The 25988-nt window shown below is 71.7% G+C and carries 21 protein-coding genes and 5 tRNA genes; 11 read left to right on the top strand and 15 right to left on the bottom strand.

What is annotated here, in order from left to right:
- Nucleotides 1-97 precede the first annotated feature (97 nt).
- The 10 genes from AB0K80_RS19135 to AB0K80_RS19090 form a co-directional block, all read right to left on the bottom strand.
- Nucleotides 98-499, bottom strand: a complete 402-nt coding sequence (locus tag AB0K80_RS19135; RefSeq protein ID WP_365671049.1) for a hypothetical protein — start codon at nucleotides 497-499, stop codon at nucleotides 98-100.
- 108 nt (nucleotides 500-607) lie between these two features.
- Nucleotides 608-680, bottom strand: a tRNA-Glu gene (locus AB0K80_RS19130).
- A 29-nt stretch (nucleotides 681-709) separates the two neighbouring features.
- Nucleotides 710-781 (bottom strand) — tRNA-Gln (locus AB0K80_RS19125).
- 48 nt (nucleotides 782-829) lie between these two features.
- Nucleotides 830-902, bottom strand: a tRNA-Glu gene (locus AB0K80_RS19120).
- 19 nt (nucleotides 903-921) lie between these two features.
- A tRNA-Glu gene (locus AB0K80_RS19115) sits at nucleotides 922-994 on the bottom strand.
- Nucleotides 995-1034: 40 nt separating this feature from the next.
- Nucleotides 1035-1106: transfer RNA gene (locus AB0K80_RS19110), tRNA-Gln, on the bottom strand.
- A gap of 91 nt (nucleotides 1107-1197) precedes the next feature.
- Nucleotides 1198-1929: an HAD family hydrolase gene (locus AB0K80_RS19105; RefSeq protein WP_365671047.1), complete on the bottom strand. Its 732-nt coding sequence runs from the start codon at nucleotides 1927-1929 to the stop codon at nucleotides 1198-1200.
- A gap of 95 nt (nucleotides 1930-2024) precedes the next feature.
- On the bottom strand, nucleotides 2025-3509 hold the full coding sequence (gltX, locus tag AB0K80_RS19100) for a glutamate--tRNA ligase (RefSeq protein ID WP_365671045.1): 1485 nt from the start codon (nucleotides 3507-3509) through the stop codon (nucleotides 2025-2027).
- The gene (locus tag AB0K80_RS19095) at nucleotides 3493-4269 is read right to left on the bottom strand and encodes a fumarylacetoacetate hydrolase family protein (RefSeq protein WP_365671043.1); all 777 of its coding nucleotides are present in this window, start codon (nucleotides 4267-4269) and stop codon (nucleotides 3493-3495) included. The genes gltX and AB0K80_RS19095 overlap by 17 nt, the downstream gene beginning before the upstream one ends.
- 172 nt (nucleotides 4270-4441) lie before the next feature.
- Nucleotides 4442-4630 (bottom strand): hypothetical protein, encoded by a 189-nt coding sequence (locus AB0K80_RS19090; RefSeq protein WP_365671398.1) that lies wholly within the window; start codon nucleotides 4628-4630, stop codon nucleotides 4442-4444.
- 607 nt (nucleotides 4631-5237) lie between these two features.
- On the opposite strand from AB0K80_RS19090, the gene AB0K80_RS19085 reads away from it, so the two are divergent.
- The 8 genes from AB0K80_RS19085 to AB0K80_RS19050 all read left to right on the top strand — a co-directional run bounded on the left by AB0K80_RS19085 (nucleotide 5238) and on the right by AB0K80_RS19050 (nucleotide 15756).
- Entirely contained in the window at nucleotides 5238-8894 is a 3657-nt protein-coding gene (locus tag AB0K80_RS19085) for a nitrate- and nitrite sensing domain-containing protein (protein ID WP_365671041.1), read from the top strand.
- A gap of 9 nt (nucleotides 8895-8903) precedes the next feature.
- Nucleotides 8904-9317 carry a roadblock/LC7 domain-containing protein gene (locus tag AB0K80_RS19080; protein ID WP_365671366.1) on the top strand — a complete coding sequence of 138 codons (414 nt, stop codon included), beginning with the start codon at nucleotides 8904-8906 and terminating at the stop codon, nucleotides 9315-9317.
- A 112-nt stretch (nucleotides 9318-9429) separates the two neighbouring features.
- Nucleotides 9430-9825: a DUF742 domain-containing protein gene (locus tag AB0K80_RS19075; protein WP_159535968.1), complete on the top strand. Its 396-nt coding sequence runs from the start codon at nucleotides 9430-9432 to the stop codon at nucleotides 9823-9825.
- Entirely contained in the window at nucleotides 9806-10381 is a 576-nt protein-coding gene (locus tag AB0K80_RS19070; protein ID WP_365671033.1) for an ATP/GTP-binding protein, read from the top strand. Before AB0K80_RS19075 ends, AB0K80_RS19070 begins: the two co-directional genes overlap by 20 nt.
- 377 nt (nucleotides 10382-10758) lie before the next feature.
- Nucleotides 10759-14103, top strand: coding sequence for a nitrate- and nitrite sensing domain-containing protein (locus AB0K80_RS19065; protein ID WP_365671031.1), 3345 nt, complete (start codon nucleotides 10759-10761; stop codon nucleotides 14101-14103).
- A 10-nt stretch (nucleotides 14104-14113) separates the two neighbouring features.
- Nucleotides 14114-14527 (top strand): roadblock/LC7 domain-containing protein, encoded by a 414-nt coding sequence (locus AB0K80_RS19060; RefSeq protein ID WP_004983065.1) that lies wholly within the window; start codon nucleotides 14114-14116, stop codon nucleotides 14525-14527.
- A gap of 94 nt (nucleotides 14528-14621) precedes the next feature.
- Complete coding sequence (locus tag AB0K80_RS19055; RefSeq protein WP_365671029.1) at nucleotides 14622-15194, top strand: DUF742 domain-containing protein; 573 nt, start codon at nucleotides 14622-14624, stop codon at nucleotides 15192-15194.
- The gene (locus AB0K80_RS19050) at nucleotides 15175-15756 is read left to right on the top strand and encodes an ATP/GTP-binding protein (RefSeq protein WP_114255509.1); all 582 of its coding nucleotides are present in this window, start codon (nucleotides 15175-15177) and stop codon (nucleotides 15754-15756) included. The genes AB0K80_RS19055 and AB0K80_RS19050 overlap by 20 nt, the downstream gene beginning before the upstream one ends.
- A 141-nt stretch (nucleotides 15757-15897) precedes the next feature.
- Here the strand turns inward: AB0K80_RS19050 and AB0K80_RS19045 are convergent, their stop codons facing one another.
- The 4 genes from AB0K80_RS19045 to AB0K80_RS19030 all read right to left on the bottom strand — a co-directional run bounded on the left by AB0K80_RS19045 (nucleotide 15898) and on the right by AB0K80_RS19030 (nucleotide 21176).
- Entirely contained in the window at nucleotides 15898-16098 is a 201-nt protein-coding gene (locus AB0K80_RS19045; protein WP_365671027.1) for an acyl-CoA carboxylase epsilon subunit, read from the bottom strand.
- 57 nt (nucleotides 16099-16155) lie between these two features.
- On the bottom strand, nucleotides 16156-17688 hold the full coding sequence (locus AB0K80_RS19040) for an acyl-CoA carboxylase subunit beta (protein ID WP_365671364.1): 1533 nt from the start codon (nucleotides 17686-17688) through the stop codon (nucleotides 16156-16158).
- Between the two features lie 241 nt (nucleotides 17689-17929).
- Complete coding sequence (locus AB0K80_RS19035) at nucleotides 17930-20272, bottom strand: polysaccharide lyase 8 family protein (protein ID WP_365671026.1); 2343 nt, start codon at nucleotides 20270-20272, stop codon at nucleotides 17930-17932.
- A 52-nt stretch (nucleotides 20273-20324) separates the two neighbouring features.
- Nucleotides 20325-21176, bottom strand: a complete 852-nt coding sequence (locus AB0K80_RS19030; protein WP_365671024.1) for an SDR family oxidoreductase — start codon at nucleotides 21174-21176, stop codon at nucleotides 20325-20327.
- Nucleotides 21177-21548: 372 nt separating this feature from the next.
- Here AB0K80_RS19030 and hpnR point away from each other — a divergent pair, with 372 nt between their 5' ends.
- Complete coding sequence (gene hpnR / locus AB0K80_RS19025; protein ID WP_365671022.1) at nucleotides 21549-23048, top strand: hopanoid C-3 methylase HpnR; 1500 nt, start codon at nucleotides 21549-21551, stop codon at nucleotides 23046-23048.
- 15 nt (nucleotides 23049-23063) lie between these two features.
- On the top strand, nucleotides 23064-23957 hold the full coding sequence (locus tag AB0K80_RS19020; RefSeq protein WP_365671020.1) for a DMT family transporter: 894 nt from the start codon (nucleotides 23064-23066) through the stop codon (nucleotides 23955-23957).
- Between the two features lie 48 nt (nucleotides 23958-24005).
- Here AB0K80_RS19020 and AB0K80_RS19015 read toward each other — a convergent pair whose 3' ends face one another.
- The gene (locus tag AB0K80_RS19015; RefSeq protein WP_365671018.1) at nucleotides 24006-25292 is read right to left on the bottom strand and encodes a glycosyltransferase; all 1287 of its coding nucleotides are present in this window, start codon (nucleotides 25290-25292) and stop codon (nucleotides 24006-24008) included.
- Between the two features lie 133 nt (nucleotides 25293-25425).
- On the opposite strand from AB0K80_RS19015, the gene AB0K80_RS19010 reads away from it, so the two are divergent.
- A complete protein-coding gene (locus AB0K80_RS19010; protein WP_365671016.1) occupies nucleotides 25426-25983 on the top strand; it encodes a YceI family protein in 558 nt (185 codons plus the stop codon).
- Nucleotides 25984-25988: the final 5 nt, after the last annotated feature.

Genomic DNA, 25988 nt, shown 5'->3' with positions numbered 1-25988 from the left:
TCATGGACCACCTGAACCGCGGCCGAAGGGACGACCTCTCGGACGGCTGCCATGATCTTCTCAGTGGAGCCCTGGGCTGACATCACTTCGGCCTTCCTCATCCGTTCCACCTGCGTCCCGCAGCCGCTCGCCGGGAACTCGCCTGCCGAATCCGCGTCGCCACCCAGCTTGCCAGCTCCCTTCCGCCCTTGAGCAGGTCTTTCGGGTCCACATCGGCGGGCAAACGGGTCTCGTAGCGCAGCTCGGTACCCCAATGGGCGATGAACAGACCGGCATGCCCTCGCGGGGGCGGGAACTGGGCGGACTGCCACAACCCGCGCAGGTTGTGCCCCTCGCTGCCACCGCGGGGGAAGCGAATCCCGTTGAGTTGCAGGTAGGTCTTCAGGCGGCACTCGACCACGTAGCCCGCCAAGTAGACGGCCCCGAGGTAGTGCCCCGAGTCGGCCAGCGTCTTGGCCTCCAGCGCACGCACCCCGGCCACAGCCTGGAAGTCAGCCACGCATCCCCCCTTGCGCCCCTGTCGCGCGCATCAAGGCTCCCCACCTGATGGCCCGTGTTGCCTGAGACGACGGAAGCCCCCCAGCGAACTGGGAGGCTTCCGTGAACGTACCCCCGACCGGATTCGAACCGGCGCTACCGCCTTGAGAGGGCGGCGTGCTAGGCCGCTACACAACGGGGGCGTAGGATTCTGCGTTCCCGCAGGTCCGAGCTGGTCTACCTGGACTCGAACCAAGACTAACGGAACCAGAATCCGTCGTGCTGCCAATTACACCATAGACCAAGGGTGGTTTAGACCACTGAGAGACTCAGTGAGGCCCGTCACCTTCCGTACCCCCGACCGGATTCGAACCGGCGCTACCGCCTTGAGAGGGCGGCGTGCTAGGCCGCTACACAACGGGGGCCTTGATCCCGAAGGATCCGTACCCCCGACCGGATTCGAACCGGCGCTACTGCCTTGAGAGGGCAGCGTGCTAGGCCGCTACACAACGGGGGCTTGCGGATGGAATCCGCGGGTTGCAGATGAGCTCTGCGAGCTGGCCTACCTGGACTCGAACCAAGACTAACGGAACCAGAATCCGTCGTGCTGCCAATTACACCATAGGCCACTGGAACGCAAGCCCCAGAGGGGATCTTGTTCTAGTTCTGCGCTTGAGGGTTTCGGCCTTCCGGCCCGCTCCCCGCGGCGCAGGAAGAACATTACCCGAAGGTGGACGGGGCTCCAAAACGACTATCCGGGCCGAGCAGGGAGGGCAGTTCGGCGAGGGACGCGATGCGGTGCGGACCGGCGGGCGGCTCCACCGTCACGTGGGCGCCGGCCCGGTCGATCCAGACCGACAGCAGACCGGCCTCCGCGGCCCCGCGCCCGTCGATCTCCGGGTGGTCGCCGACGTAGGCCACCTCGTGCGGGGCGAGGTCGAGTGCGTCGCAGGCCGCGAGGAACGCCCCGGCCTCGGGCTTGGAGACGCCGAGCTCGGCGGCGCACAGGATGGCCTCGAAGCGGTCGTACACCCCGAGGACGCGCAGTTTGCGGTCCTGGACGTGGATGCTGGAGTTCGACAGCACGGCGTGGCGGTGACTGGCCGCGAGGGCGTCCAGGACGGGCAGCACGTCCGGGAAGAGGGCCCAGGCGGCCTCGTAGTGGGTGAGGTACCGCTCGAACCAGGCGTCGGCCTCGGCGTCGGTCAGGTCCTGGCCGAGGAACACCCGTACCCGGTCGCGCCGCTGGCCGGGGAAGGAGACCTCCCCGGCCGAGAAACGGGCCCACTGCTGGTCGGTGATCCGCCGCCAGCGCGTGATGGCCTCCTCGACGCTCTCGAAGCCGTCCAGCAGGCCCTCGGCGGCCAGGTGGGCGCGCATGCCGAGGCGGTCGGCGGAGGTGTAGTCGAAGAGGGTGTCGTCGACGTCCCAGACCACGGCGCGGATGCTCATGATCCGACGGTAACGGCAGAAAGCGGGCCGCGTCCGGGGAACGGCGAAGGGGCGGCAGCCGCCTCGGCTGCCGCCCCTTCACGCGTGCGGGTGCCTCACGCGGCCAGCTTCGCCAGCGCCGTGTCGATACGGGCCAGCGTCTTGTCCTTGCCGAGGATCTCCAGGGACTCGAAGAGCGGCAGGCCGACCGTGCGGCCGGTGACGGCGACACGGACCGGGGCCTGGGCCTTGCCGAGCTTGAGGCCGTGGGCCTCGCCGGCGGCCAGGACGGCCTCCTTCAGCGACTCGGCCGAGGTCCAGTCGGCGGACTGGAGCTTCTCGCGGGCCGTGCGCAGCAGGGCGTCCGAGCCCTCCTTCATCGCCTTGTTCCAGGAGGCCTCGTCGAAGACCGGCTCGGGCAGGAACAGGAAGTCGACGTTGTCGGTGATCTCCGAGAGCACCTTCAGGCGGGTCTGGGCGTGCGGGGCGATCGCCTGCCACTGGGCCTCGTCGAAGTCCTCCGGGGCCCAGGGGGCGAACGGGGGCTGGAGCCAGGGGCGGCAGCGCTCCGTGAACTCCTTCACGTCCAGCATGCGGATGTGGTCGCCGTTGATCGCCTCGCACTTCTTCAGGTCGAAGCGGGCGGGGTTGGGGTTCACGTCCGCGACGTCGAAGGCCTGGACCATCTCGTCCATCGTGAACACGTCCCGGTCGGCCGAGAGCGACCAGCCCAGCAGGGACAGGTAGTTGAGCAGGCCCTCGGGGAGGAAGCCGCGCTCGCGGTAGAGGTTGAGGCTCGACTGCGGGTCGCGCTTGGAGAGCTTCTTGTTGCCCTCGCCCATCACGTACGGCAGGTGGCCGAACTCCGGGATGCGCTGGGCGATGCCGAGCTCCATCAGGGCCTTGTACAGGGCGATCTGACGGGGCGTCGAAGACAGCAGGTCCTCGCCGCGCAGGACGTGGGTGATCTCCATCAGGGCGTCGTCGACCGGGTTGACGAGCGTGTACAGCGGGGCGCCGTTGGCGCGGACGATGCCGTAGTCCGGGACGTTCTCCGGGGTGAAGGTCAGCTCGCCGCGGACCAGGTCGGTGAAGGTGATCGTCTCGTCGGGCATGCGGAAGCGGACGATGGGCTCGCGGCCCTCGGCCCGGTACCGCTCGACCTGCTCGGCGGTCAGCTCGCGGCAGTGGCCGTCGTAGCCGGAGGGCCGGCCGGCGGCGCGGGCCGCCTCGCGGCGGGTGTCCAGCTCCTCCTGGGAGCAGTAGCAGTGGTAGGCGTAGCCACCGTCCAGCAGCTTCTGGGCGACGTCCTTGTAGAGGTCCATGCGCTGCGACTGGCGGTAGGGCGCGTGGGGGCCGCCGACCTCGGGGCCCTCGTCCCAGTCGAAGCCCAGCCAGCGCATCGAGTCGAGCAGCTGCTCGTAGGACTCCTCGGAGTCGCGGGCCGCGTCGGTGTCCTCGATGCGGAAGACCAGGGTGCCGCCGTGGTGCCGGGCGAACGCCCAGTTGAACAGGGCGGTGCGGACCAGGCCCACGTGGGGGTTACCGGTCGGCGACGGGCAGAAACGGACGCGTACAGGTGCGCTAGCCACGCTTGACAACCTTGTTGGTGAGAGTGCCGATGCCTTCGATGGTGACGGCGACCTCGTCGCCGACGTTGAGGGGGCCGACCCCGGCCGGGGTGCCGGTGAGGATCACGTCGCCGGGGAGCAGCGTCATGGCCTCGGAGATGTTGACGATCAGGTCCTCGACAGAGTGGATCATCTCGCTCGTGCGGCCCAGTTGGCGCTGCCGGCCGTTGACCGTGAGCTGGATGGTCAGGTCCGCCGGGTCCAGGTCGGTCTCGACCCAGGGGCCGAGCGGACAGGAGGTGTCGAAGCCCTTGGCCCTGGCCCACTGCTTCTCGCGCCTCTGGACGTCGCGGGCGGTGACGTCGTTGGCGCAGGTGTAGCCGAAGATCACGTCCTTGACCCGCTCGCGCGGGACCTCACGGCACATCCGGCCGATGACCACGGCCAGCTCGGCCTCGTGATGCAGTTCCTCGGAGAAGGGCGGGTACTGGATCTCGTCGCCCGTGCCGATCACCGAGGTGGCGGGCTTGAAGAAGGCGAACGGGGTCTCGGGCACCTCGTTGCCCAGCTCCCTGGCGTGCTCGGCGTAGTTGCGGCCGAAGGCGACGACCTTGTTGGGGAGCACCGGCGGCAGCAGCCTGACCTTGCTCACCGGCACCTTGGTGCCCGAGAGCTCGAAGTCCGCGAACGGGATGCCCTTGATGATGTCCAGGACGAGTTCGTCCTGCTTCTCGCCCTCGACCGCGCCGAAGGCTACGTTCCCGTCGATGGAGAACCTGGCGATGCGCACGGGATGCTTGGCCCCTTGACTGAGCTGGCTGGAGTCTGACGCTCCAGGCTAACGCGGGAAGGGGTACCTGCCCCGCGCATAATGAGGGGCGCCCCGCCGTCCGGGGCGCCCCTCGAAGTCCGCGGCCGGCCGGTTTGAGTGATCGGCGGCCGCCGTGCGTACTCCCCCGTGACTACTGCGCGGCGGAGGCCGCGGCGGGGACCTCCTGGAGGATGGTGCGCTTGGGGTTGGCGGTCTGGTTGGGGAGCTCGACGGCGTGCTCCGGCTGTTCCGGCGTCTGCAGTTCACCGGCGTCCTTCAGGTGAGCCAGCGTCGTGCGTCGCGGGTTGGCGATCTTGTGGAACATCGTCGTCGTCTTCACGGTTGTACGAGACCCTGTCGTCTTGGGTGCCGGGAGGGCCGTCACGGAACCCTCACGCGGGCGCGGGTTGGCAGAAGCGTCCTTTTCGTAAAGCGTCAGGCTAAACATGCGATTCCCCGGCGCCGGTGGCGAGCGCCATGATCGGCATGTGAGTTTCCTCACGAATTGAGGGACAAATCAGCCAATCCGGACTCGCGGCCCACCCCAACGAAACGGACATTGAGCCCCTGAAGCCCTCATTCCGCTCCTGATCATGGCGACTGGGACACCCTCGGGCGGCGGGCAACTCGCGGCCATACGTCCGTTATGGACAGGATCACTTTCTACATGAGGTGACTCGCCACTCACGCGGTGTCACCTATGTCACGGTCTGGACCACGGGCCTTGTTGGAGATCCTGTGCTGTGCTGGAATTCCACGGAACCGCCGCAGGATCGAGCCGGCGCACAGGGGGCGCACAGACGCGCCGAGTGGCGGCGAGAAGGGGGAGCCAGCGCCGGTCACCCACGACCAACACCACGGGGGCGTATTCAGGGCGCCCCTATGACGCCGACACCGTGCCCCGCCGTTCACGCGGTGGGGTGCCTGGTCCAGAGGTTGCGACGCTAGTGCAGGGACGTTTCAAGAGGGATGGCAGCGCTTCGGCGGAGCCGGAGCCGCACGGCGGGACCGACCGAGGTCCCTCACCCCAGCACGCCCAGACCCCGGGCCCGGCGCCCGTCGGCGACGGCGGTGAGCGCTCCGGGCGCCCCGGCGCGTCGGCCCCCCAGGGATCCCCGAGCCCGGCACCGGCCGTGAAGCCGCCGAAGGACGTCGTCGGCCCCGGGTCGCGCATGGCCCTGCGCAACTGGCGCATCTCCACCCGTCTGGTGTCGCTGCTCGCGCTGCCGGTGGTCGCGGCCACCTCGCTCGGCGCGCTGCGCATCAACCAGTCCATGGAAGCCATCCAGCAGCTCGACAACATGAAGCTGCTGACGGACATGACCAAGCAGGCCACCGAGCTGGCCGCCGCGCTCCAGGAGGAGCGCGACCAGTCGGCCGGCCCGCTGGCGCACGGCGCCAAGGGCACCAACTTCACGGTCAAGGGCTACCGGGAGAAGACCGACCGGGCCCTGGAGAACTTCCAGGACGCGTCCGAGGAGATCGACAACGCCGCCAAGGACGGCAACCTGCGCGGTGTCCGCGACAGCATCGTCGGCCTCATGCGGGACCTCAACGACCTCAACGAGATCCGCACCGACGCCTACGAGTCCAAGAAGAACTCGACCCAGACGGTCGAGGCCTACCACCGTCTGATCACCAACCTGCTGGACCTCTCGCAGGACATGGCGGAGGCCACCAGCAACCCGGACATGATCCAGCGCACGCGTGCCCTGGCGGCCTTCTCCGCCGCCAAGGAGTACGCGTCCGTCCAGCGCGCGGTGCTCGCGGCGGCGCTGCCCGCGAACAACACCACCACCGGCGACCTCTCCGAGAACGACCGGCTGTACGCCGAGTCGGCCCTGCAGAGCCAGAAGTCCGAGCTCAACAGCTTCGTCAGCATCTACGGCGACGACGCCGAGGAGCTGCTCAAGCCCATCCGGCAGGGCAACCCGATCATCGAGGCCACCGACAAGTACGCCACGCGCGTGCTCGCCAAGCAGGGCGCCCTGGCGGACCTCAACAGGATCTCGTACCAGGACTGGCTGGACGACAGCTCCACCAAGATCCAGCAGATGAAGAACATCGAGCTGCGTCTGCTGGAGGACATGGAGCAGCAGGCCCGCGAGCTGCGCAGCGCCACCGAGCGCGACGCGATCATCGCCGGTGCACTGATCCTGCTGGTGCTCGGTGTCTCGCTGGTCGGCGCCTTCGTCGTGGCCCGGTCCATGATCCGTTCGCTGCGGCGCCTGGAGGAGACCGCGACCAAGGTCGCCCAGGAGCGCCTGCCCGAGCTGGTCAAGCAGCTGTCGGAGTCGGACCCGCAGGACGTCGACACCTCCGTCGAGTCGGTCGGTGTGCACTCCCGGGACGAGATCGGCCGGGTGGCCGCGGCCTTCGACGACGTGCACCGCGAGGCGGTCCGCCTCGCCGCCGAGCAGGCGCTGCTGCGGGGCAACGTCAACGCGATGTTCACCAACCTCTCGCGCCGCTCCCAGGGCCTGATCCAGCGCCAGCTGTCGCTGATCTCCGAGCTGGAGTCCCGCGAGGCCGACCCGGACCAGCTCTCCTCGCTGTTCAAGCTGGACCACCTCGCCACGCGTATGCGCCGTAACGGTGAGAACCTGCTGGTTCTCGCGGGCGAGGAGCCCGGCCGCCGGTGGACCCGCCCGGTCCCGCTGGTCGACGTGCTGCGTGCCGCCGCCTCCGAGGTGGAGCAGTACGAGCGCATCGAGCTGGCCTCCGTGCCGACCACCGAGGTGGCCGGCCGGGTCGTCAACGACCTCGTGCACCTGCTCGCCGAGCTGCTGGAGAACGCGACCTCGTTCTCCTCGCCGCAGACCAAGGTCAAGGTCACCGGTCACGCCCTGCCCGACGGCCGGGTGCTGATCGAGATCCACGACACCGGTATCGGTCTGTCGCCCGAGGACCTCGCCGCGATCAACGAGCGGCTCGCCTCTCCCCCGACGGTGGACGTCTCCGTCTCCCGCCGCATGGGTCTGTTCGTGGTCGGCCGGCTCTCGCAGCGGCACGGCATCCGCATCCAGCTGCGCCCGTCCGACTCCGGTGGTACGACCGCGCTGGTCATGCTGCCCGTCGATGTCGCCCAGGGCGGCAAGAAGCCCCAGCCCAAGGCCGGTCAGGGACCGGTCGCCGGTGGCGGCCCGGCCGCGGCGCAGGCCGCAGCGGGCGCGGCCGCGGCGCGGCGTCAGGTCCAGTCCGGCGGTGGCCCGGCGGGCGGCGGCGCGTTCGGCTCCGGTGGGCCCGGCGGCGGTCTGCTCGGCGCGGGCCCCGGGCCGCGGGCCGCGCTGCCCGGCAACGGCGGCCGCCCGGGTGCCCCGGGCGGGGCGCGCGGGCCGCAGGGTCCCTCGGGCCAGCCGTCCCCGGCGTACGACCAGGGCCGCCCGAGTCCGGCGGGAGCCGGTGCCGGCTTCGGCCAGGCGCCGGGTGCGCCGCAGGGGCTCCAGGCCGCGAACCCGAACGGGCCGCAGGGCCAGGACGCGTTCGGCGGCGGCCGGGGCACCACCGAGCAGGGCTCCCGCTCGCGGCAGCCGCAGCTGCCGCCGCGCGGCGGCCCGCGGGCCGAGCTGCCGGGGGGCAACCCGCAGCAGCGCCAGACCGGCTGGGGCGACGAGAACGCCCAGCCGCCGGTGCAGCGCCCCTCGCTGCCCGACGCCCCGCGCGGCCACGAGGAGCCGGACGTCTCCCGGACGGCCCCGATGCCGCGTGTCGACGACCGTCAGGGGCCCGGCTCCACCGCCGAGATCCCCCGGATCGAGGACGGCCCCCAGAACCCGGGCCAGTACGGCGGTCCCGCCGTCAACGGCTCCCAGGGCCAGGACCCGTTCGTCCGGCCGGACGTCTTCGGCACCCCGGGCGGACGGTCCGGCGCCTCCGGGACGGGCCAGTACCCGGCCCCGTCGGCGTACGACAACGGCGGCCAGTTCCCGGCGCCGGGCCAGGACAGCGGCTCCACGGGCCGGCACTCCCTGCCCGGCCGTCCGGAGACGGCGGACCCGGCGGGCACCGGCCAGTACGAGCGTCCGCAGGTCAACGGGTCGTACGGCGCCGCCGACTTCGGCGCGCCGCGTCCGCCCGCGCCGCAGGCGCGGCCCGGCCGGCAGGAGCCGGAGGCCCTGCCGCCGGCCACCGGCCCCGGGGACGGGCGTACGCCGCTGTACGACACGCTGGAGACCAACTGGTTCCGCGGCGGCGGCCGGCAGGAGGGCCAGGACCGCCAGCAGACCAGCGGCTCGTCCACTCCTGCTCCGCAGCAGCAGCAGCCCCAGGCTCCTGCCGCCCCCCAGCGGTCCGCCGGTTCCACCGGCTCCTCCGCCTGGCGCAGCTCGCCCAACGACGAGCTCGTCCGGCAGGCCGAGCGCGTCCGGCAGCCGGCCGCGGGCGGCGTCACCACCTCCGGCCTGCCGCGCCGGGTGCCCCGGGCGAACCTCGTTCCGGGCACGGCTCAGCAGCAAACCCACCAGAGCGGTCCGCAGGTCTCGCGCGCGCCCGATGACGTGCGCGGCCGGCTGACCAATCTCCGTCGGGGTATCGCACAGGGTCGTCAGGCCGGGTCCACCCAGACCGGCAGCTTCCCTCGACCCACTCACCAGCAGGAGCGTTAGTTGAGCCCGATGAGCCAGGCGGCACAGAACCTCAACTGGTTGATCACCAACTTCGTGGACAACACCCCCGGGGTGTCCCACACCGTCGTCGTGTCCGCCGACGGACTCCTTCTGGCGATGTCCGAAGGCTTCCCGCGCGACCGCGCCGACCAGCTCGCGGCCGTCGCCTCCGGTCTGACCTCGCTGACGGCCGGGGCCTCCCGGATCTTCGACGGCGGCACGGTGGCGCAGACGGTGGTCGAGATGGAGCGGGGATTCCTCTTCCTCATGTCCGTCTCGGACGGCTCGTCCCTCGCGGTCCTGGCCCACCCCGAGTGCGACATCGGCCTCGTCGGCTACGAGATGGCGCTCCTGGTCGACCGCGCGGGCGCGGTGCTCACGCCCGACCTGCGGGCCGAGCTCCAGGGCAGTCTGCTTCACTGAGCGTTCCCGGCACCACCCGTCTCACCAAACCACCGTCCGGCCGCCACAATCCCCCCACCGGCCCCGTCAGACGGCTTGACTGACCGACTTGCTGTCCCCGCCCGGAGGATTCATGACCCCGCCCACCGCCTCTCATGATCCGTACGCGGAGCCGTACGAGGACGAGGGCGACCAGCCGCTGGTCCGGCCGTACGCGATGACCGGCGGCCGGACGAGGCCCCGCTACCAGCTGGCCATCGAGGCACTGATCAGTACGACGGCAGACCCCGCCGCGCTCATGGGGCTGCTCCCGGAGCACCAGCGCATCTGCCACCTGTGCCGTGAGGTCAAGTCGGTGGCCGAGGTGTCGGCGCTGCTCAACATGCCGCTGGGCGTGGCCCGGATCCTCGTCGCGGACCTGGCGGAGGCCGGTCTGGTCGCCATCCACCAGCCGGGCGGCGACGAGACCACCGGCGCGCCGGACGTGACACTGCTCGAGAGGGTGCTCAGTGGACTTCGCAAGCTCTGACGCGGGCCGTGCCACCACCTCGGCGAAAATCGTGGTGGCGGGCGGCTTCGGCGTGGGCAAGACCACGTTCGTCGGCGCCGTCTCGGAGATCAACCCGCTCCGTACCGAGGCCGTCATGACGTCCGCCAGCGCGGGCATCGACGACCTGACCCACACCGGGGACAAGACCACCACCACGGTGGCCATGGACTTCGGCCGTATCACCCTGGACCAGGACCTGATCCTGTACCTGTTCGGTACGCCGGGTCAGGACCGGTTCTGGTTCATGTGGGACGACCTGGTGCGCGGCGCGATCGGCGCGGTGGTGCTCGTGGACACCCGGCGCCTGGCCGACTGCTTCCCCGCGGTCGACTACTTCGAGAACAGCGGGCTGCCGTTCGTCATCGCGCTGAACGGCTTCGACGGGCAGCAGCCCTACACCCCCGACGAGGTGCGGGAAGCTCTCCAGATCGGCCCGGACACCCCGATCATCACCACCGATGCCCGGCACCGGTCCGAAGCCAAGAGTGCCCTGATCACACTGGTCGAGCACGCGCTGATGGCACGGTTGCGGTAGCACTCAAATCAAAAGTGCAATACGGCAGTTGTCGTAGATGTCCCGGAGCCGACTGTGTCCTTTGACACGGTCGGCCTCGGTGTTCATAACGTTTCGGCAGAGGAATCGAGTGGTACGGCCACGCGTCGCGCACATCTGGTCTCGCTGCGCGCACAAACGCCCCGCCTTTTGGCGGGGCTCGTTCTTTATGACCGTTTTATCTCAGCCTTACAAGGGCATACTCCGGGGTTTGGAAGAGCGCAGGTCGACATGCTGGAATGCCTGAACTGCCCATTAGTCAAAGACGTACTCAGCAGTACTGCGTACACGATGGCGAACCGGGCTCTGAGACACTGCGGCACAACGTTGGTGCCGACCGCCGAGAGGTTGTTGGTCGAGTGAGGCGAAGCAAGAACAGTCCCGAGCCGTCGGCCCGGGGCAACTTCACCCCGCCGCCGCGCACAGCGGCGCCCGCCCCCGTGCCCGGTTCGGAGCCAACGGCCGCGCCCGCCCCGAGCGGCGGCCGCCTCTCCCCGCGCAACTGGCGGGTGGCCACCCGACTCAACGCGATCCTGCTCATACCCGTGCTGGTCGGCCTCGTCATGGGCGGCTTCCAGGTGAAGAGCTCGATCGACACCTGGCAGGAGGCCGAGGACGCGGCGGACACCGCGCGTCTGGTACAGGCCGCCCTGACCTACGGCAACGCGCTGCTCAACGAGCGCGACACGACCGCCGCGCCGCTGCTGAAGGGCAGCGCGCAGACCGCCGAGGACAAGGCCCTCGTCGCCAAGGTCCGCAAGCAGACGGACGAGGCCGCCGACGCCTTCGACGCGGCCGCCCAGAACATCCCGGACCGGCCGAACCTCAAGCGCCGGCTGGAGAACTTCCGCAAGGTGGAGCCGAAGCTCCAGCAGCTCCGCCAGGCCGCCTACACCTCCCAGCTCAAGGGCGTGGACACCGAAGAGGGCTACGTCGGCATCCAGCACCCGCTGCTGGAGTTCGCCAACGAGCTGGGCCTGGGCACCAGCAACATCACCAGCTACGGCCGCACCGTCTACGCCATCTCCCTCGCCAAGGGCGCCGTCTCCCTCGAGCGCTCCATCGGCATGCACCTGCTGATCAAGCCGGGTCCCGAGCGGACCGACCTGGCCCAGCAGCGAGTCGCCCTGTCCTCCTACGCCTACCTCGAGCGCATCGCCGTCGAGGAGTACCAGGGCGGTGGCACCGCGCAGGACGTCGCCAAGCTCAAGCAGGCCGAGCAGCAGGTCAAGGCCGACGGCGCGAAGATGGTCCAGGAGGCCAAGGCCAAGGACCCCGAGTACGTCCCGCCGCCGGCCGGCTCGACCGCGATGGTCGCGGCCCTCGCCCAGCTGGACACCACCGACCCCAGCGCGCGGCAGGCCCTGGCCAAGAACGGCGTCACCTACCAGAACTGGTGGGCCCTGAACACCCTGAAGTTCGACGCCTACCGCAAGATCGAGTCGGACATGACCGACGCGGCGGTGAGCGAGGCCGACGAGATCGCGGGCAACGCCCAGCGCGACGCCTACATCACCGGTGCCGCCGTCGTGGTCGCCCTGCTCGCCGCGTTCATCCTGGCCGGCATGGTGGCCCGCCAGATGAGCCGCTCCATGCGCCAGCTGCGCAACGCCGCGTTCGGCATCGCCGAGCAGCGCCTGCCGATGCTGGTCGACCAGCTGTCCCGCACCGACCCCGGCCGCGTCGACACCCGGGTCGCCCCGATCCCGATCACCACCACCGACGAGATCGGCGAGGTCGCCCGCGCCTTCGACCAGGTGCACCGCGAGGCCGTCCGGCTCGCCGCCGAGCAGGCCCTGCTGCGGGGCAACATCAACGCGATCTTCACCAACCTCTCGCGCCGCAACCAGTCGCTGATCGAGGGCCAGCTGACCCTGATCACCGAGCTGGAGAACAACGAGGCCGACCCGGACCAGCTGGAGAACCTCTTCAGGCTGGACCACCTCGCCACGCGTATGCGCCGCAACGGCGAGAACCTCCTGGTCCTCGCGGGCGAGGAGCCCGGCCGCCGCTGGGACCAGCCGGTGCCGCTGATCGACGTGCTGCGCGCCGCCTCCTCCGAGGTGGAGCAGTACGAGCGCATCGAGCTGTCCGGCGTGCCCGAGTGCGAGATCCACGGCCGGGCCGTGACCGACCTCGTGCACCTGCTGGCCGAGCTGCTGGAGAACGCCACCACGTTCTCCTCCCCGCAGACCAAGGTCCGCGTCACCGCGACCCGTCTGCCGGACGGCCGCGTGATGATCGAGATCCACGACAAGGGCATCGGCCTGACGGCCGAGGACTTCGCGGACATCAACCACAAGCTGGCCAACCCGCCGACCGTGGACGCCGCGATCTCGCAGCGCATGGGCCTGTTCGTGGTCGGCCGGCTCTCCGACCGGCACGGCATCCGGGTCCAGCTGCGCCCCTCGGGCGAGCAGGCCGGCACCACCTCGCTGGTCATGCTGCCGGACGCGATCACGCACGGCGGTGGTGGCGAGAGCCAGGCGGACCGCGACGAGTTCACCGTCTCGCAGATCATCCCCGAGCAGAACTTCGGCGGCGAGAACTTCAACCAGCCGATGCGTACGGCCGCCGAGCTCGGCTTCGACGACAGCCGCTACACGGAGATCCCGGACGACATACGCGAGCTGGACCCCGTCGGCCGCTCCCTGATGCGCGAGGAGCGCCGGGCGGCCCTGGAGGCCCAGGCGCAGGGCCAGCAGCCGCAGGAGCACCCGCAGGAGACCCAGGAGACGCCCGCCTACGGCGACCGGTTCACCGGGCAGCAGGGCTACGACGACGGCCAGGGCTACGACAACGCCCAGGCCTACGACAACGGCCAGGGCTACGAGCAGGGCCAGGGTTACGACCAGAACCAGGGCGGCGGCTACCAGGAGCAGCCCTCCGGGTACGACGGCCGGGCCCCGTACGACGAGCAGCAGCAGACGCCGTACCAGGCCTCGCAGCAGCAGTCGTACGAGGAGCAGTACTACGCGCAGGACGGCCGGCTGCCCCACGGCGACGGCTTCTCCTCCAACGGGGGCTACCCGGAGCCCTCGTATGCGGAGCCGGTGCAGGAGGAGCACGCCTCGGCGGGCAACGCTGCCCAGGAGACCTTCCCGGCCTTCGAGCAGCGCCGCCACCAGGACGACTGGCCGCAGCAGGACGGCTACCAGAACGGCTATCCGGCCCAGTACGCTGCCCAGGCCCAGGAAACGGAATCTGCGCAGGCCGCTGACGCGAGTGAGCAGGACCGCGTAGGCTTCGACCGTCCGGGATCGGCTCCTTCCGCAGGCCACGCGCTGACCGACGCCGGGCTGCCCCGCCGCGGATCCACCGCGAGCGGCGTGAACGGCACGGACGGCGGGCGGCACGTGCGCCAGGAGCAGCCGGCCTCCACTTCGGAGAGCAACGGCGACAGCAGCTGGCGCTCGGCGAACGACGAGCGCTGGCAGCAGGCCGCGCAGCTCCGGAAGCCCAAGGCAGGCGGGGTCACCTCCTCCGGCCTGCCGCGGCGGGTACCCAAGGCCAACCTGATCGAGGGTTCCGCCGAGAGCACCCCCCAGGGAGGCCCACAGGTCTCCCGTGCCCCGGAGGACGTCCGGGGCCGGCTGAGCAACCTGCGGCGCGGCGTCCAGCGAGGCCGCAGCGCAGGAAGCGCAGGCAGTGAAACGAACGGCCAGGGCTTCGGTCCTGACAGCACCTACAACCAGGAGCGTTAGTGTGAGCCCGATGAGCCAGGCGGCACAGAACCTGAACTGGTTGATCACCAACTTCGTGGACAACACCCCGGGGGTGTCCCACACGGTGGTGGTCTCCGCCGACGGACTCCTTCTGGCGATGTCCGAAGGCTTCCCCCGCGACCGCGCCGACCAGCTCGCGGCCGTCGCCTCCGGTCTGACGTCTCTGACGGCAGGCGCCTCCCGGATCTTCGAGGGCGGGAGCGTCAACCAGACGGTCGTGGAGATGGAGCGGGGATTCCTCTTCATCATGTCCATCTCCGACGGATCGTCGCTCGCGGTTCTCGCTCACCCGGAGGCCGACATCGGTCTCATCGGGTACGAGATGGCGCTCCTGGTGGACCGAGCCGGTACGGTCCTGACGCCGGACCTTCGTGCGGAGCTCCAAGGGAGCCTGCTCAACTAAAGGGCGTACGGTGCGTATTGGCGTCCCGGGGCCGTAAGGTTTCGGGACGCGGCTCCACAGTGATGGGTGCCAGGCACAGTCGGAGGAGGAGAAAGTGGCAACACCCCCAGGCGGTTCGCCCTCGGGCAACTGGTCGTACGGCCCTGGCCAGGGCCATGGCGACGGTTCCCAGAACCGGTACAACTTCCCCTCCGCACCGCACCACGGGCAGCCGTACGCGCCACAGGGCCCCGGCCCGTCGCCGTACGACCAGCCGCCCGCGCCGCGCATCCAGCCCGTGCAGCCGCAGCGCCGCACCCCCGAGCCCGCGCCCGCCGGGGCGTCGAACAATCCCCTGGTGCGCCCGTACGCCATGACGGGCGGCCGCACCAGGCCGCGCTACCAGCTCGCCATCGAGGCACTGGTGCACACCACCGCGCAGCCGCACCAGATGCAGGGCCAGCTGCCCGAGCATCAGCGGATCTGCAACCTCTGCCGTGAGATCAAGTCGGTCGCCGAGATCTCGGCGCTGCTGACCATTCCTCTCGGCGTGGCCAGGATCCTCGTCGCCGACTTGGCGGAGGCGGGACTGGTCGCCATCCATCAGCCCGGCGGCGACGAGAACGCCGGCGGCCAGCCAGACGTGACACTGCTCGAAAGGGTGCTCAGTGGACTTCGCAAGCTCTAGCGGCGGTCCTTCCCGCTCCACCACCTCCGCGAAGATCGTGGTGGCGGGCGGCTTCGGCGTGGGCAAGACCACGTTCGTCGGCGCCGTCTCGGAGATCAACCCGCTGCGCACGGAGGCCGTCATGACGTCTGCTTCGGCGGGCATCGACGACCTCACCCACACCGGGGACAAGACGACCACGACGGTCGCCATGGACTTCGGCCGTATCACCCTGGACCAGGACCTGATCCTGTACCTGTTCGGCACCCCCGGCCAGGACCGGTTCTGGTTCATGTGGGACGACCTGGTGCGCGGCGCGATTGGCGCGGTCGTGCTGGTCGACACGAGGAGGCTCGCCGACTGCTTCCCCGCCGTCGACTACTTCGAGAACAGCGGGCTGCCGTTCGTCATCGCGCTGAACGGCTTCGACGGGCAGCAGCCCTACACCCCGGACGAGGTCCGGGAGGCTCTGCAGATCGGGCCGGACACGCCGATCATCACGACGGACGCGCGGCACCGTGCCGACGCCAAGTCGACGCTGATCACGCTCGTGGAGCACGCGTTGATGGCGCGGCTGCGCTAGCCGTCCTGCTCCGTTGTGCTGAGGGACAGCCCCCGGCGGCCGGTGTGCCGCCGGGGGCTGTCGCGTGCCGGGTGGGTGCGGGGTGCGCCCGACACGAAGAGGCCCCTCCGGTGTGGAGGGGCCTCTTGGTGTCGGGGGAGGTCAGCGCCAGCTGTGCGGGGCGCGGAAGCCCGGCTCGCGTTCCAGGCGGCGCCAGCCGGCCCGGGCGCGGCGGCGGTGGGCGGCGGGGGTGGTGGTGTCGGTGGGGCGGGCGGCCGCGCGGGCCAGGAGGAGAGCCGTGATCGCGGCTACTTCCTCGGGCTCGGCGTGGCCCTTCTCGACGCGGATATCAGGGATGTCCATGGGTGTCAGTCTCCGTGAGGATGGGGTCCGCTGCGTTGCCGTGATGGGGCGAACGGGTTACTGCGGCGGGTTGCCGTGCTTGCGGGACGGCAGGTCGGCGTGCTTGGTCTGCAGCATGGCCAGGGACCTGATGAGCACCTCGCGGGTCTCGGCCGGGTCGATGACGTCGTCGACCAGGCCGCGCTCGGCCGCGTAGTAGGGGTGCATCAGCTCGGACTTGTACTCCTTGACCATCTTCTGGCGCATCGCCTCGGGGTCCTCGGCCTCGGCGATCTGGCGGCGGAAGATGACGTTGGCCGCGCCCTCGGCGCCCATCACGGCGATCTCGTTGGTCGGCCAGGCGTAGGTGAGGTCGGCGCCGATGGACTGGCTGTCCATGACGATGTAGGCGCCGCCGTAGGCCTTGCGCAGGATCAGCGAGATGCGCGGCACGGTGGCGTTGCAGTAGGCGTACAGCAGCTTCGCGCCGTGGCGGATGATGCCGCCGTGCTCCTGGTCGACGCCGGGCAGGAAGCCGGGGACGTCCAGGAACGTCAGCAGCGGGATGTTGAAGGCGTCGCACATCTGGACGAAGCGGGCGGCCTTCTCGGACGCCTCGATGTCCAGGACACCGGCGAGGACCTGCGGCTGGTTGGCGATGATGCCGACGACCTGGCCGTCCATCCGGGCCAGCGCGCAGATGATGTTGCGCGCCCAGCGCTCGTGGACCTCGAGGTACTCGCCGTCGTCGACGATCTCCTCGATGACCTTGGCCATGTCGTACGGGCGGTTGCCGTCCGCCGGGACCAGGTCCAGCAGTGTGTCCGAGCGGCGCTCGACGGGGTCCGTGCACTCCACCCGGGGCGGGTTCTCGCGGTTGTTCTGCGGCAGCAGGGACAGCAGGTACCGCACCTCGGCGATGCAGGTCTCCTCGTCGTCGTAGGCGAAGTGGCACACGCCCGAGGTCTCGGCGTGCACGTCGGCGCCGCCCAGGCCGTTCTGGGTGATCTCCTCGCCGGTGACCGCCTTGACCACGTCCGGACCGGTGATGAACATCTGCGAGGTCTCGCGGACCATGAAGACGAAGTCGGTCAGGGCGGGGCTGTAGGCCGCGCCGCCCGCGCACGGGCCGAGCATCACCGAGATCTGCGGGATGACACCGGAGGCCTTGGTGTTGCGCTGGAAGATGCCGCCGTAGCCGGCGAGGGCGACGACGCCCTCCTGGATGCGGGCGCCCGCGCCGTCGTTCAGCGACACCAGCGGAGCCCCGGCCGCGATGGCCATGTCCATGATCTTGTGGATCTTCTTGGCGTGGGCCTCACCGAGGGCGCCGCCGAAGATCCGGAAGTCGTGGGCGTAGACGAAGACCGTGCGGCCCTCCACCGTGCCCCAGCCGGTGATCACACCGTCGGTGTACGGCTTCTTGGCCTCCAGGCCGAAGCCGGTGGCCCGGTGCCGGCGCAGCTGCTCGACCTCCTGGAAGGAGCCCGGGTCGAGCAGGAGCTCGATGCGCTCCCGCGCGGTCAGCTTGCCCTTGGCGTGCTGCGCCTGGGTCGCCTTCTCGCTCGGGCCGGCCAGTGCCTGCGCGCGGATCTCGTGCAGTTCGGCCACGCGCCCGCGCGCGTCGGTCGGCTCCCCCGGGGCCTCGCCCGGGATCTCGCCCTGTGCTTCGCCCGGCGCCTCATCCAAAACGGTCATGTAGTGACCATACGAAGCCCACCAAGGATTGCGAGCCGTCGACTCCTCACAGTCTCCGGAGCGTTTTCCTGGTACCACTGAACAGAACCACAGCGGCATGCAGCCGTTCCGACTGCTCAGAGGGCGTCTGTCTTGTAGGGGTCGCACAAACCCGTCAGCTGAGAATCACCTCACACATGTGGGTGGCGCATGCCTCCCCCGGGGTGATGCGCAGCCGCAGGCGGGGGCCTGTGGACCGGACCCGCACCGTGTCGTCCGCCCGTACGACCGCGCGGACCGGGCCATCCCAGGTGATCTCCAGCGGTTCGCCCGTTCGGGGTGGTTCGCTCACGCAGAGGGTGGCGGTCCGGCCCCGGCGGCGGACCAGCACGCTCGCCGGTGCGGAGGAGGTCAGCGGACCCACCGTACCCGGCTGCCAGAAGTTCGCGGCGGTCAGGCCGAGCGAGGGCACGGTGACGGCCTGGCAGGCCCTGTCGTTGGCGAGGACCGACAGCCGGCGCGGGCCGGCGGCGCGGCGGGCGACCGTGCCGGGGCAGGCGCCGGGCAGGAGGACGTAGAGGTAGCCGGCGTCGGTGGGATCGGTGCCGTGGTCCAGCCAGAGGGTCTGCCAGCGGCGGGTACGGCGTTCGGTGGTGCCGCCGGTGTTGATGTCGGACCAGGCGCCGGTGCGGTCCTCGCGGAGCGCTCGGAGGTTTCCCCCGGGGACCAGCCAGCCGCCGTGGCCTTCCAGGTGGGCCCAGCCGTCACCGCGTACGAAGGCGGCGGTGCCGGACTCCCCCAGGTTGCGGTTGTCGACGACCGTCTCGACGGGGACGCCGTCGCGGCAGGTGATCCCGGCGCCCAGGCACACCACCGCGTCGGCGAGGCAGAACCAGGACTTGCGGGCCTCGAGGGTGGAGCCGAGGCCCTTCAGGTGCTGGCCGATCGCCGCGTAGGTGCCGTCGGTGGTGCCGCCGACCCAGCGCACGTCCGGCCGGGGCTCGCCCCACTCGCCGCCGGCCCGGTCGGGCAGGCGCCGGGTGGAGACGGTGGTGCCGGGCAGGCGGTACCAGTCGACGGTGGGCCAGAACCAGTCGGTGTACTGGTCCGACGGCCGGCCCGCAGGCCACCAGTACGTCATGCCCGCCCCGGTGTGCCAGCCGCGCGGGTTCTCGCCGTTGCCGCACTCGTAGTAGGCGATGCGGTCGCTGGCCAGGGCGAGGGCGAGGGTGAAGGCGGGGCGGCGGTGGACGGCCCGGTCCATGGCCGGGAAGAGCCGGTGGCCGACGGGCTCGGGTGCGGCGGCGACCGGGGAGGCGGCGATCGCGTGCAGCCGGGCCAGGTCGGCGACCGGGAGCTCACGCGCCGTCAGCACCGGGGCCGTGGTGTCCCGTTCGATCCAGCCCTTCACGCGCGCGTGGATGCGGTCGCGCCGCTCGGGGCTCGCCGCCGCGAGCCGGGCGATCGCCGCGATGAGCAGGTGTCCGTGGACGTGGTCGCCGCGCAGCACCCCGCGGTCGTCGCCCTTGAGGTGACCGCGGCTGATGGCACGGCCGTTGACGCTGTCCATCACCAGCCCGTCGTGCAGGAGCGGGGCGTAGGCGTGCTCGACGCTGTCGAGGACGATGCGCAGGTTCGGGTCGGTGATCTCCCAGTCGGACCCGGCGAGCAGCGCGAGGAGGCGGCCGAGGCCGTCCAGCAGCACCTGCCCGTAGGTGCCCGAGTAGGCCACATGGGTGTGCTGGATGAACGACCCGTCGGCGTACAGGCCGTCGCCCCGGGTGACGTACGGGAAGACTGGCGAGAGGGCGTCCCGGGCCAGGGCGAGGGTCTCCGGGTCGCGGCCGAGGATGCCGCGCAGGGCCACCGAGCGGCACAGGTCGACGCGGTTGGCGCCGGTCGACGTGCCGGAGTAGTCGGCGAGCGCGGAGTCGGGGACGAAGTGGCCGACGGCCGCGCAGGCGGCTGTGACGCGGCCGGGGCCCAGGTGGTCGTGGAGGGCGGCCGTGATGTCGGTCAGCAGACGGGGGCTGCCGATCTGCCACTCCCACCAGTTGCCGTAGGGGGTGGTGGCGGGGTGGTAGACCGTGGCGGCGAGGTGGTCGAGGCCGCGCAGCACGGCCGCGAGCAGGTCCGGGTCGCCGGTCGAGCCGGTGCCCTGCTGGACGTACGCCTGGGTCATGGTCCACAGGCGGCCGTAGCCGCGGGTGATGCCGGACGGCGGGTCGAAGGGGTGGCCCGGCCAGAGGGACCCGGCGGTGGGGGCCATGGTGGCGGCGTGGCGGCGGGCGAGGTCCCCGGTCTCGGCGAGCCGGGAGGCGTACGGCTCGGCCGTGGGGTCGTAGCCGGTGCCGAGGGCGAGGTCGAGCCAGCGGCGGCGCAGGGTGTCGTACGGGTCCGGGCCGGGGCCGGCGGGGCGGGGCCGGGGTGGGGCGCCGCCGGTCGCCGCCAGGGCCGCGGCGAGCAGCAGGGCCCGGCGGGGCAGGCTTCGGGGGCGGGCGCGGCGCGGTCGGCTCATGCCTTGGCCCTACCAGGTGCGGGGGGCGTTGTCAGCCGCTGCCGCGCCCGGTTCAGCCGAACCGGTCCAGCAGGCGCCGGTACAGCCGGGGCGCGATGCCCCGGACGCGGCCCGGCAGGGTCAGCCAGCCGGGCACGTACGCCTCGTCGCGGCCCTGCCGTACGGCCTCCCAGACCGCTCCGGCGACACGGGCGGGTGAGGTGGGGCGGGGGTGGGAGCGCTGGTAGGGCCTGCCGCGGCGGGCGAAGAACGCCGTGTCGACCGGGCCGGGCACGACGAGGGTCACGCCCACCCCGGTGCCGCGCAGCTCCTGCCGCAGCGCAGAGGCGAACGCGGCCAGACCCGCCTTGGCGGCGGAGTACACCGCCTCCTCCCGTACGCCGACGGTGCCCGCCACCGAGCCGAGCAGCACCACCCGGCCCCGTCGGGCCGCGACCATGGACGGCAGGACCTCGCGGACGAGGTGGAGGGTGGCGTTGAGGTCCAGGGCCAGGACCCGGTCGATGTCGGTGTGCGGCATGCTCACGAACGGGCCCGCCCAGCCGATGCCCGCGCCGGCGACCAGCACGTCGATCCGGCCGGTGGTGCGCAGCGCGGTCTCGGCCAGCAGGCGCGGGCCGTCGGGGGCGGCGAGGTCGGCGGGCAGGACGACGGCCGAGGTGCCGGCGGCGGTCTCCGCCAGGCGGCGCCGGTCCCGGCCGCTGAGCAGCAGCTGCCAGCCGTGCTGTGCGAAGCGGCGGGCCGTGGCGGCGCCGATGCCGGAGGAGGCGCCGGTGACCAGGGCCACGGGCCGGTCGGTGTGCCGGGCCGGCCCGTGCGCGCGGGCGGCGAGGGCGGCGGCCACGGGACGGCGTACGGGGCCCGCCGGGGGGTCGTAGGTGGAGCCGGGGCCGGTGGGTGTCACGAGTCGGTCTCCCTGCGCTGTCGGTCCGCCGTGGTGTCGCCGTGGTGTCGTCGTCCGCGGTGCGGATCCCCGTGGTCACGGACCACGTGTAGCGGACCCTCGCGGGCGGCACGGATCCTCGTCTTCCAGGACACCGCCACTTCGGGGCCCCGCGCCAGCGCAGCGGGCGTCCGCCGGGGTACGGGTCACCCGGAGCGACGCGCGCGGTCCGGCGCGGAACCGGCCGACCGGGGCGCCCGGGGCTCGTGCGGCAGGACCACTCCTGCGGGCCGCATGGTGCCGCCAGGCGGCGGTATGGGCGCTGCGGGCCGCGGGCGGGCCGGATACGAAGGGGGCACCCCTGCGTGTCCAGCTCCCCGTGGCGAGGTGACCATGCGTGTGCTGCTCGTCCACCCCAGCGCCCTGATGTACTCCGAGATCTTCCTGCGGCTGGAGCCGCTGGGCCTGGAGCGGGTCGCGGGCGCGGCGCGCGAGGCCGGGCACGAGGTGCGCATCGTCGACCTGCAGGTGCTGGGGCAGGACAAGCTGCGCAGGCAGGTGCGGTCCTTCCGGCCCGAGGCGCTCGGCGTCTCGCTGAACTACCTGGCGAACATCCCGGAGGCGATCGAGCTGGCGGCCCGGGTGAAGCGGGAGCTGCCGGACTGCTTCGTGTTCTTCGGCGGCCACAGCGTCTCCTTCGTCGCCGAGGAGGTGCTGCAGCAGGCGCGGGGCGCGGTGGACGCGGTGGTGCGCGGGGAGGGCGAACCGGCGATCGCGCCCCTGCTGCGGGCGGTGCGCGACGGAGGGGTTGAGACCGTGCCCGGGATCGTGACGGCGGCCGGACGGGGCCCGGCGCCGCTGCTGCTGCACGGCATCGACAGCCCGCTGCCGGCGCGGGACCTGATGCGCAACCGGCGCCGCTACTTCATCGGCGAGCTCGACCCGTGCGCGTCGATCGAGTTCACCCGCGGGTGCCCGTGGGACTGCTCGTTCTGCTCGGCGTGGACGTTCTACGGCCGCAGCTACCGCAAGGCGACGCCCGAGGCGGCGGCCGAGGAGCTGGCGCGCATCCGTGAGCCGAACGTGTTCATCGTCGACGACGTGGCCTTCATCCGGCCGGAGCACGGGGACGCCATCGCCGCGGAGGTGGAGCGCCGCCGCATCCGCAAGCGGTACTACCTGGAGACCCGCAGCGACGTGCTGCTGCGTCACCCGGAGGTGTTCGAGCGGTGGGCGCGGCTGGGGCTGCGCTACATGTTCCTGGGCATGGAGGCCATCGACGCGGAAGGACTGGAGCTGTACCGCAAGCGGATCAGCCCGGACGAGAACGTCCGGGCCCTGGAGACGGCCCGCAAGCTCGGCATCAAGGCCGCCGTCAACCTGATCGTCGACCCCGCGTGGGACGAGGAACAGTTCCGGGTGGTACGGGAGTTCGCGCTGGCCGTGCCGGAGATCGTGCACTTCACGGTGATGACGCCCTACCCGGGGACGGAGATCTGGCACACCGAGTCGCGCCGTCTGACGACCCGTGACTACCGCCTGTTCGACATCCAGCACGCGGTCGTCCCGACGACGCTGCCGCTGGAGCGGTTCTACGAGGAACTGGTGCGCACCCAGGCCGTCATCAACCGCAAGCACCTGGGGCTGCGCACCGCCTTCGGGGCGGCCCGGGTGCTGACCCGCAACCTGCTGCACGGCCAGACGAACTTCGCCCGCATGCTGTGGAAGTTCAACCAGGTCTACAACCCGCGCCGGCAGTACGCCGACCACGCCCGGCCCGTGCGCTACGAACTCCCGCTGCCGCAGCGCCTGGACGTCGGCGACCGGCGCCAGCTGTACGTGCACACCCGGGGCGCGGCGCAGGGCGGCCCGGCCCGCCGGGCGGCCGACTGAGCCGCCGTCCACGGCATGGCGATCGCCGTCCTCGCCTCCCTGGCCGCCGGGGTCTGCTTCGCCGTCGGGGGCCTGTTGCAGCAGTGGGCCGCGAGCGCCCGCCCGGACGCGGAGGCGTTCTCGCCGCGCCTGCTGGGCCGGCTGGCCCGGGATCCGCTGTGGCGGTACGGCATCGGGCTGGCGGTGCTCGCCTACGGTTTCCAGTCGCTGGCCCTCGCCTTCGGCCCGCTCAGCCTCGTCCAGCCGCTGATCGTGGCCGAACTGGTCTTCGCGGTGCCGCTGTCGGCGCGGCTTTACCGGATGCGGCTGGGCCGCCGGGAGTGGTTCGGCACGCTCGCGGTGGCGGTGGGGCTGGCCTGCGCGCTGGCCTCGGCCCGGCCGCACGGGGGCCGGGCCGAGGCGGGGGCGCTGTCCTGGCTGCTGGTGCTCGGGGCGACGGCCGCGCTGGTCTGCTGCGCGCTGCCGGTGGCGCGGCTGCTGTCCGGGCCGTGGCGGGCGTCGGTGACGGCCCTGGCGGCCGGGGCGGTCATGGGCACGCAGTCGGTGCTGCTCGCCGCGACGGTGGACCGGCTGCGGCACGGGCCGCTCGCGGCGCTGGCCGCCTGGCAGACGTACGCGCTGGTCCTCGCGAGCGTGGCCGGTCTGCTGCTCATCCAGAGCGCCTTCCAGCAGGGTCCTCTCGCGGCGAGCATGACCGTCCTCGACGCCACGGAGCCGGTGGTGGCGGTGACGGTGGGCACGGCCGTCTTCGGCGAGGCCCTCCACACGGGCTGGCCCGTCTCGGTGTTCACCGTCGCCGGGCTGGTGCTGGTGGTGGCCGGCATCGTCGGCCTGGACTCGTCCCCGGTGATCGCGGCCCTGTACGGCAGGGGCGCCGACGCGGGCGACGGACGTGACGAGGGCGGGTGAGGGGGCCGGTCCCCCGGGCTCACGAGTGAGGGGGCCGCTCCCCCGGGCTCACGCCATCCGGGTCCGAGGGGCCCGGCGGCACAGGCCCTCCGCCGTCCAGACGGGGAGCAGGTCCTCGGTCAGGACCTGGTCCCAGGACGGGTGGGTGGTGCGGGCCGTGGCCGCGGCGCGCTGCTGGACCGCCCGGAGGAGGTCCGGGCGGTCCAGGAGCGCGGTGAGGGCGTCCGCCCAGTCGCCGGGATCGTCCCGGGGGACGACGATGCCGTCGTGGCCGGGCGCGGTCAGCCAGCCGGTGGTGCGCGCGCCCTCGGGCAGCAGCACCGCCAGGCCGCTGGCCATGGCCTCGGCGACGACGTTGCCGCACGTCTCGGTGCGCGACGGGAAGGCGAACAGGTCGCAGCCGGCGTACACCCGGGCGAGCCGGGCCTGCGGGAGCGGCCCGAGCAGGGTGACGTCCGGGCCGAGGGCCCGCCGTACGGCGTCCGCCTCCGCGCCCGAGCCGGCCATGACGGCGTGCGCGGCCCGGCCGCGGGCGCGCAGCAGCCGCAGGCTCTCGGTCAGCAGCGGCACGCCCTTGGTGGCGTCGAGGCGCCCGGCGAACAGCACGAGCGGGCGGTCCGTGGGGACGCCGTAGGCGCGGGCGAGGTGGGCGCGGGCGGTGGCGTCGGGCCGGAACAGGTCGTGGTCGATCCCGCGGCGCAGCAGACAGACGCGGTGCGGGCCGAGCGTCCGGGCGAGTTCGGCGGCGCCCTGCGGGGTGGGGACCAGCACCCGTTCGCAGCTGTCCAGCAGCCGGTCGCGGCGGTGGCGCAGCCAGGCAGCGGCCCGGTCCGCGAGGAACCGGCCGGCCGCGGGGTGCGCTCCGGGCAGCCGGCGGTCCGCCAGGTAGCGGGCGTAGACGGAGGCCAGCAGCGGGACGTCGGTGTGCACGGAGGCGACGAGCCGCGGGACCCGGTGCGCCGTGCGGGCCGCGTGGCGGGCGAGGCGGACGGCGGTGGTGGCGTACGCGAAGCCGTGGGTGAGGTGCCAGACGTCGTGCCGGGGCAGCAGTGCCGCGAGCCGGGGGTGGTACGGGGCGAGGTCGGTGACGTCCTCCGCCGCGTCGGCGGAGGTGAACGCGGCCGTGCTGAGCACCGGGCGGAGCATGACGAGCCGGACGTGCGGCGCGAGGGTCTCGACGTGGTCGCGCGTGCCGAGGAAGTAGACGGTGAGGTCGAGGGCGGGACGGTGTCCGGGCAGGCGGGCCGCGCTCTGCGCGAAGCGCTCCCAGCACTTGACGTGGCCTCCCGAGGTGCCGCTGCGCGCCAGCTCCACCAGGACCGCGACCGAGGACATGATCACTGCGTACCACTCGGGACGGTGATCCAATCCGGGACGCACACCAGGATGGTTGAAATTTGAACTGAATGGGTCTACGGTGGGTCGTGTCAGTTAGTTGAAGCTTGAACAACACTGCGGGAGGCACCCCATGACCACCACCACCGACCTGGCCACCCTGACCGGCGACTACACCATCGACCCCACGCACACCACGATCGGGTTCACCGCCCGGCACGCCATGGTCACCAACGTCAAGGGCAAGTTCCGCGACTTCGCCGGCTCGCTGCACCTGGACGGCACCGACCCGTCCCGCTCCAGTGCCTCCCTCGACGTCAAGATGGACAGCATCGACACGGGCAACGCCGACCGCGACGGTCACCTCAGGAGCGCGGACTTCTTCCGGACCGACGAGTTCCCGACGATGACCTTCCGCTCGACCCGCGCGGAGGCCCTGGGCGGCGACGACTACCGCATCACCGGCGACCTGTCGATCCTCGGTGTCACCCGGCCGGTCACGATCGACCTGGAGTTCAACGGCGCCGCGACGGACCCGTTCGGCAACGAGCGCGTGGGCTTCGAGGGCAAGGCGACGATCCTGCGCTCCGAGTGGGGCCTGACCTGGAACGCGGCCCTGGAGACGGGCGGCTTCCTGGTCTCCGACAAGATCAAGCTGACCTTCGACATCTCGGCGATCCGGAACGCCTGAGGCCG

Source organism: Streptomyces sp. NPDC052682 (assembly GCF_040678435.1).
In the GTDB taxonomy this organism is placed as follows: Bacteria; Actinomycetota; Actinomycetes; order Streptomycetales; family Streptomycetaceae; genus Streptomyces.
Note: the sequence above shows the minus strand (reverse complement) of the source record. Positions and strands in the feature narration are given on the sequence as shown.

Bases quoted from the DNA above. Each gene is read 5' to 3' on its own strand.
- AB0K80_RS19060 (WP_004983065.1), top strand. From the start codon at position 14,114: ATGAGCCAGGCGGCACAGAACCTGAACTGGTTGATCACCAACTTCGTG.
- AB0K80_RS19080 (WP_365671366.1), top strand. From the start codon at position 8,904: ATGAGCCAGGCGGCACAGAACCTCAACTGGTTGATCACCAACTTCGTG.
- hpnR (WP_365671022.1), top strand. From the start codon at position 21,549: ATGCGTGTGCTGCTCGTCCACCCCAGCGCCCTGATGTACTCCGAGATC.
- AB0K80_RS19105 (WP_365671047.1), bottom strand. From the start codon at position 1,929: ATGAGCATCCGCGCCGTGGTCTGGGACGTCGACGACACCCTCTTCGAC.
- AB0K80_RS19015 (WP_365671018.1), bottom strand. From the start codon at position 25,292: ATGTCCTCGGTCGCGGTCCTGGTGGAGCTGGCGCGCAGCGGCACCTCG.
- AB0K80_RS19010 (WP_365671016.1), top strand. From the start codon at position 25,426: ATGACCACCACCACCGACCTGGCCACCCTGACCGGCGACTACACCATC.
- AB0K80_RS19035 (WP_365671026.1), bottom strand. From the start codon at position 20,272: ATGAGCCGACCGCGCCGCGCCCGCCCCCGAAGCCTGCCCCGCCGGGCC.
- AB0K80_RS19045 (WP_365671027.1), bottom strand. From the start codon at position 16,098: ATGGACATCCCTGATATCCGCGTCGAGAAGGGCCACGCCGAGCCCGAG.
- AB0K80_RS19020 (WP_365671020.1), top strand. From the start codon at position 23,064: ATGGCGATCGCCGTCCTCGCCTCCCTGGCCGCCGGGGTCTGCTTCGCC.
- AB0K80_RS19075 (WP_159535968.1), top strand. From the start codon at position 9,430: ATGACCCCGCCCACCGCCTCTCATGATCCGTACGCGGAGCCGTACGAG.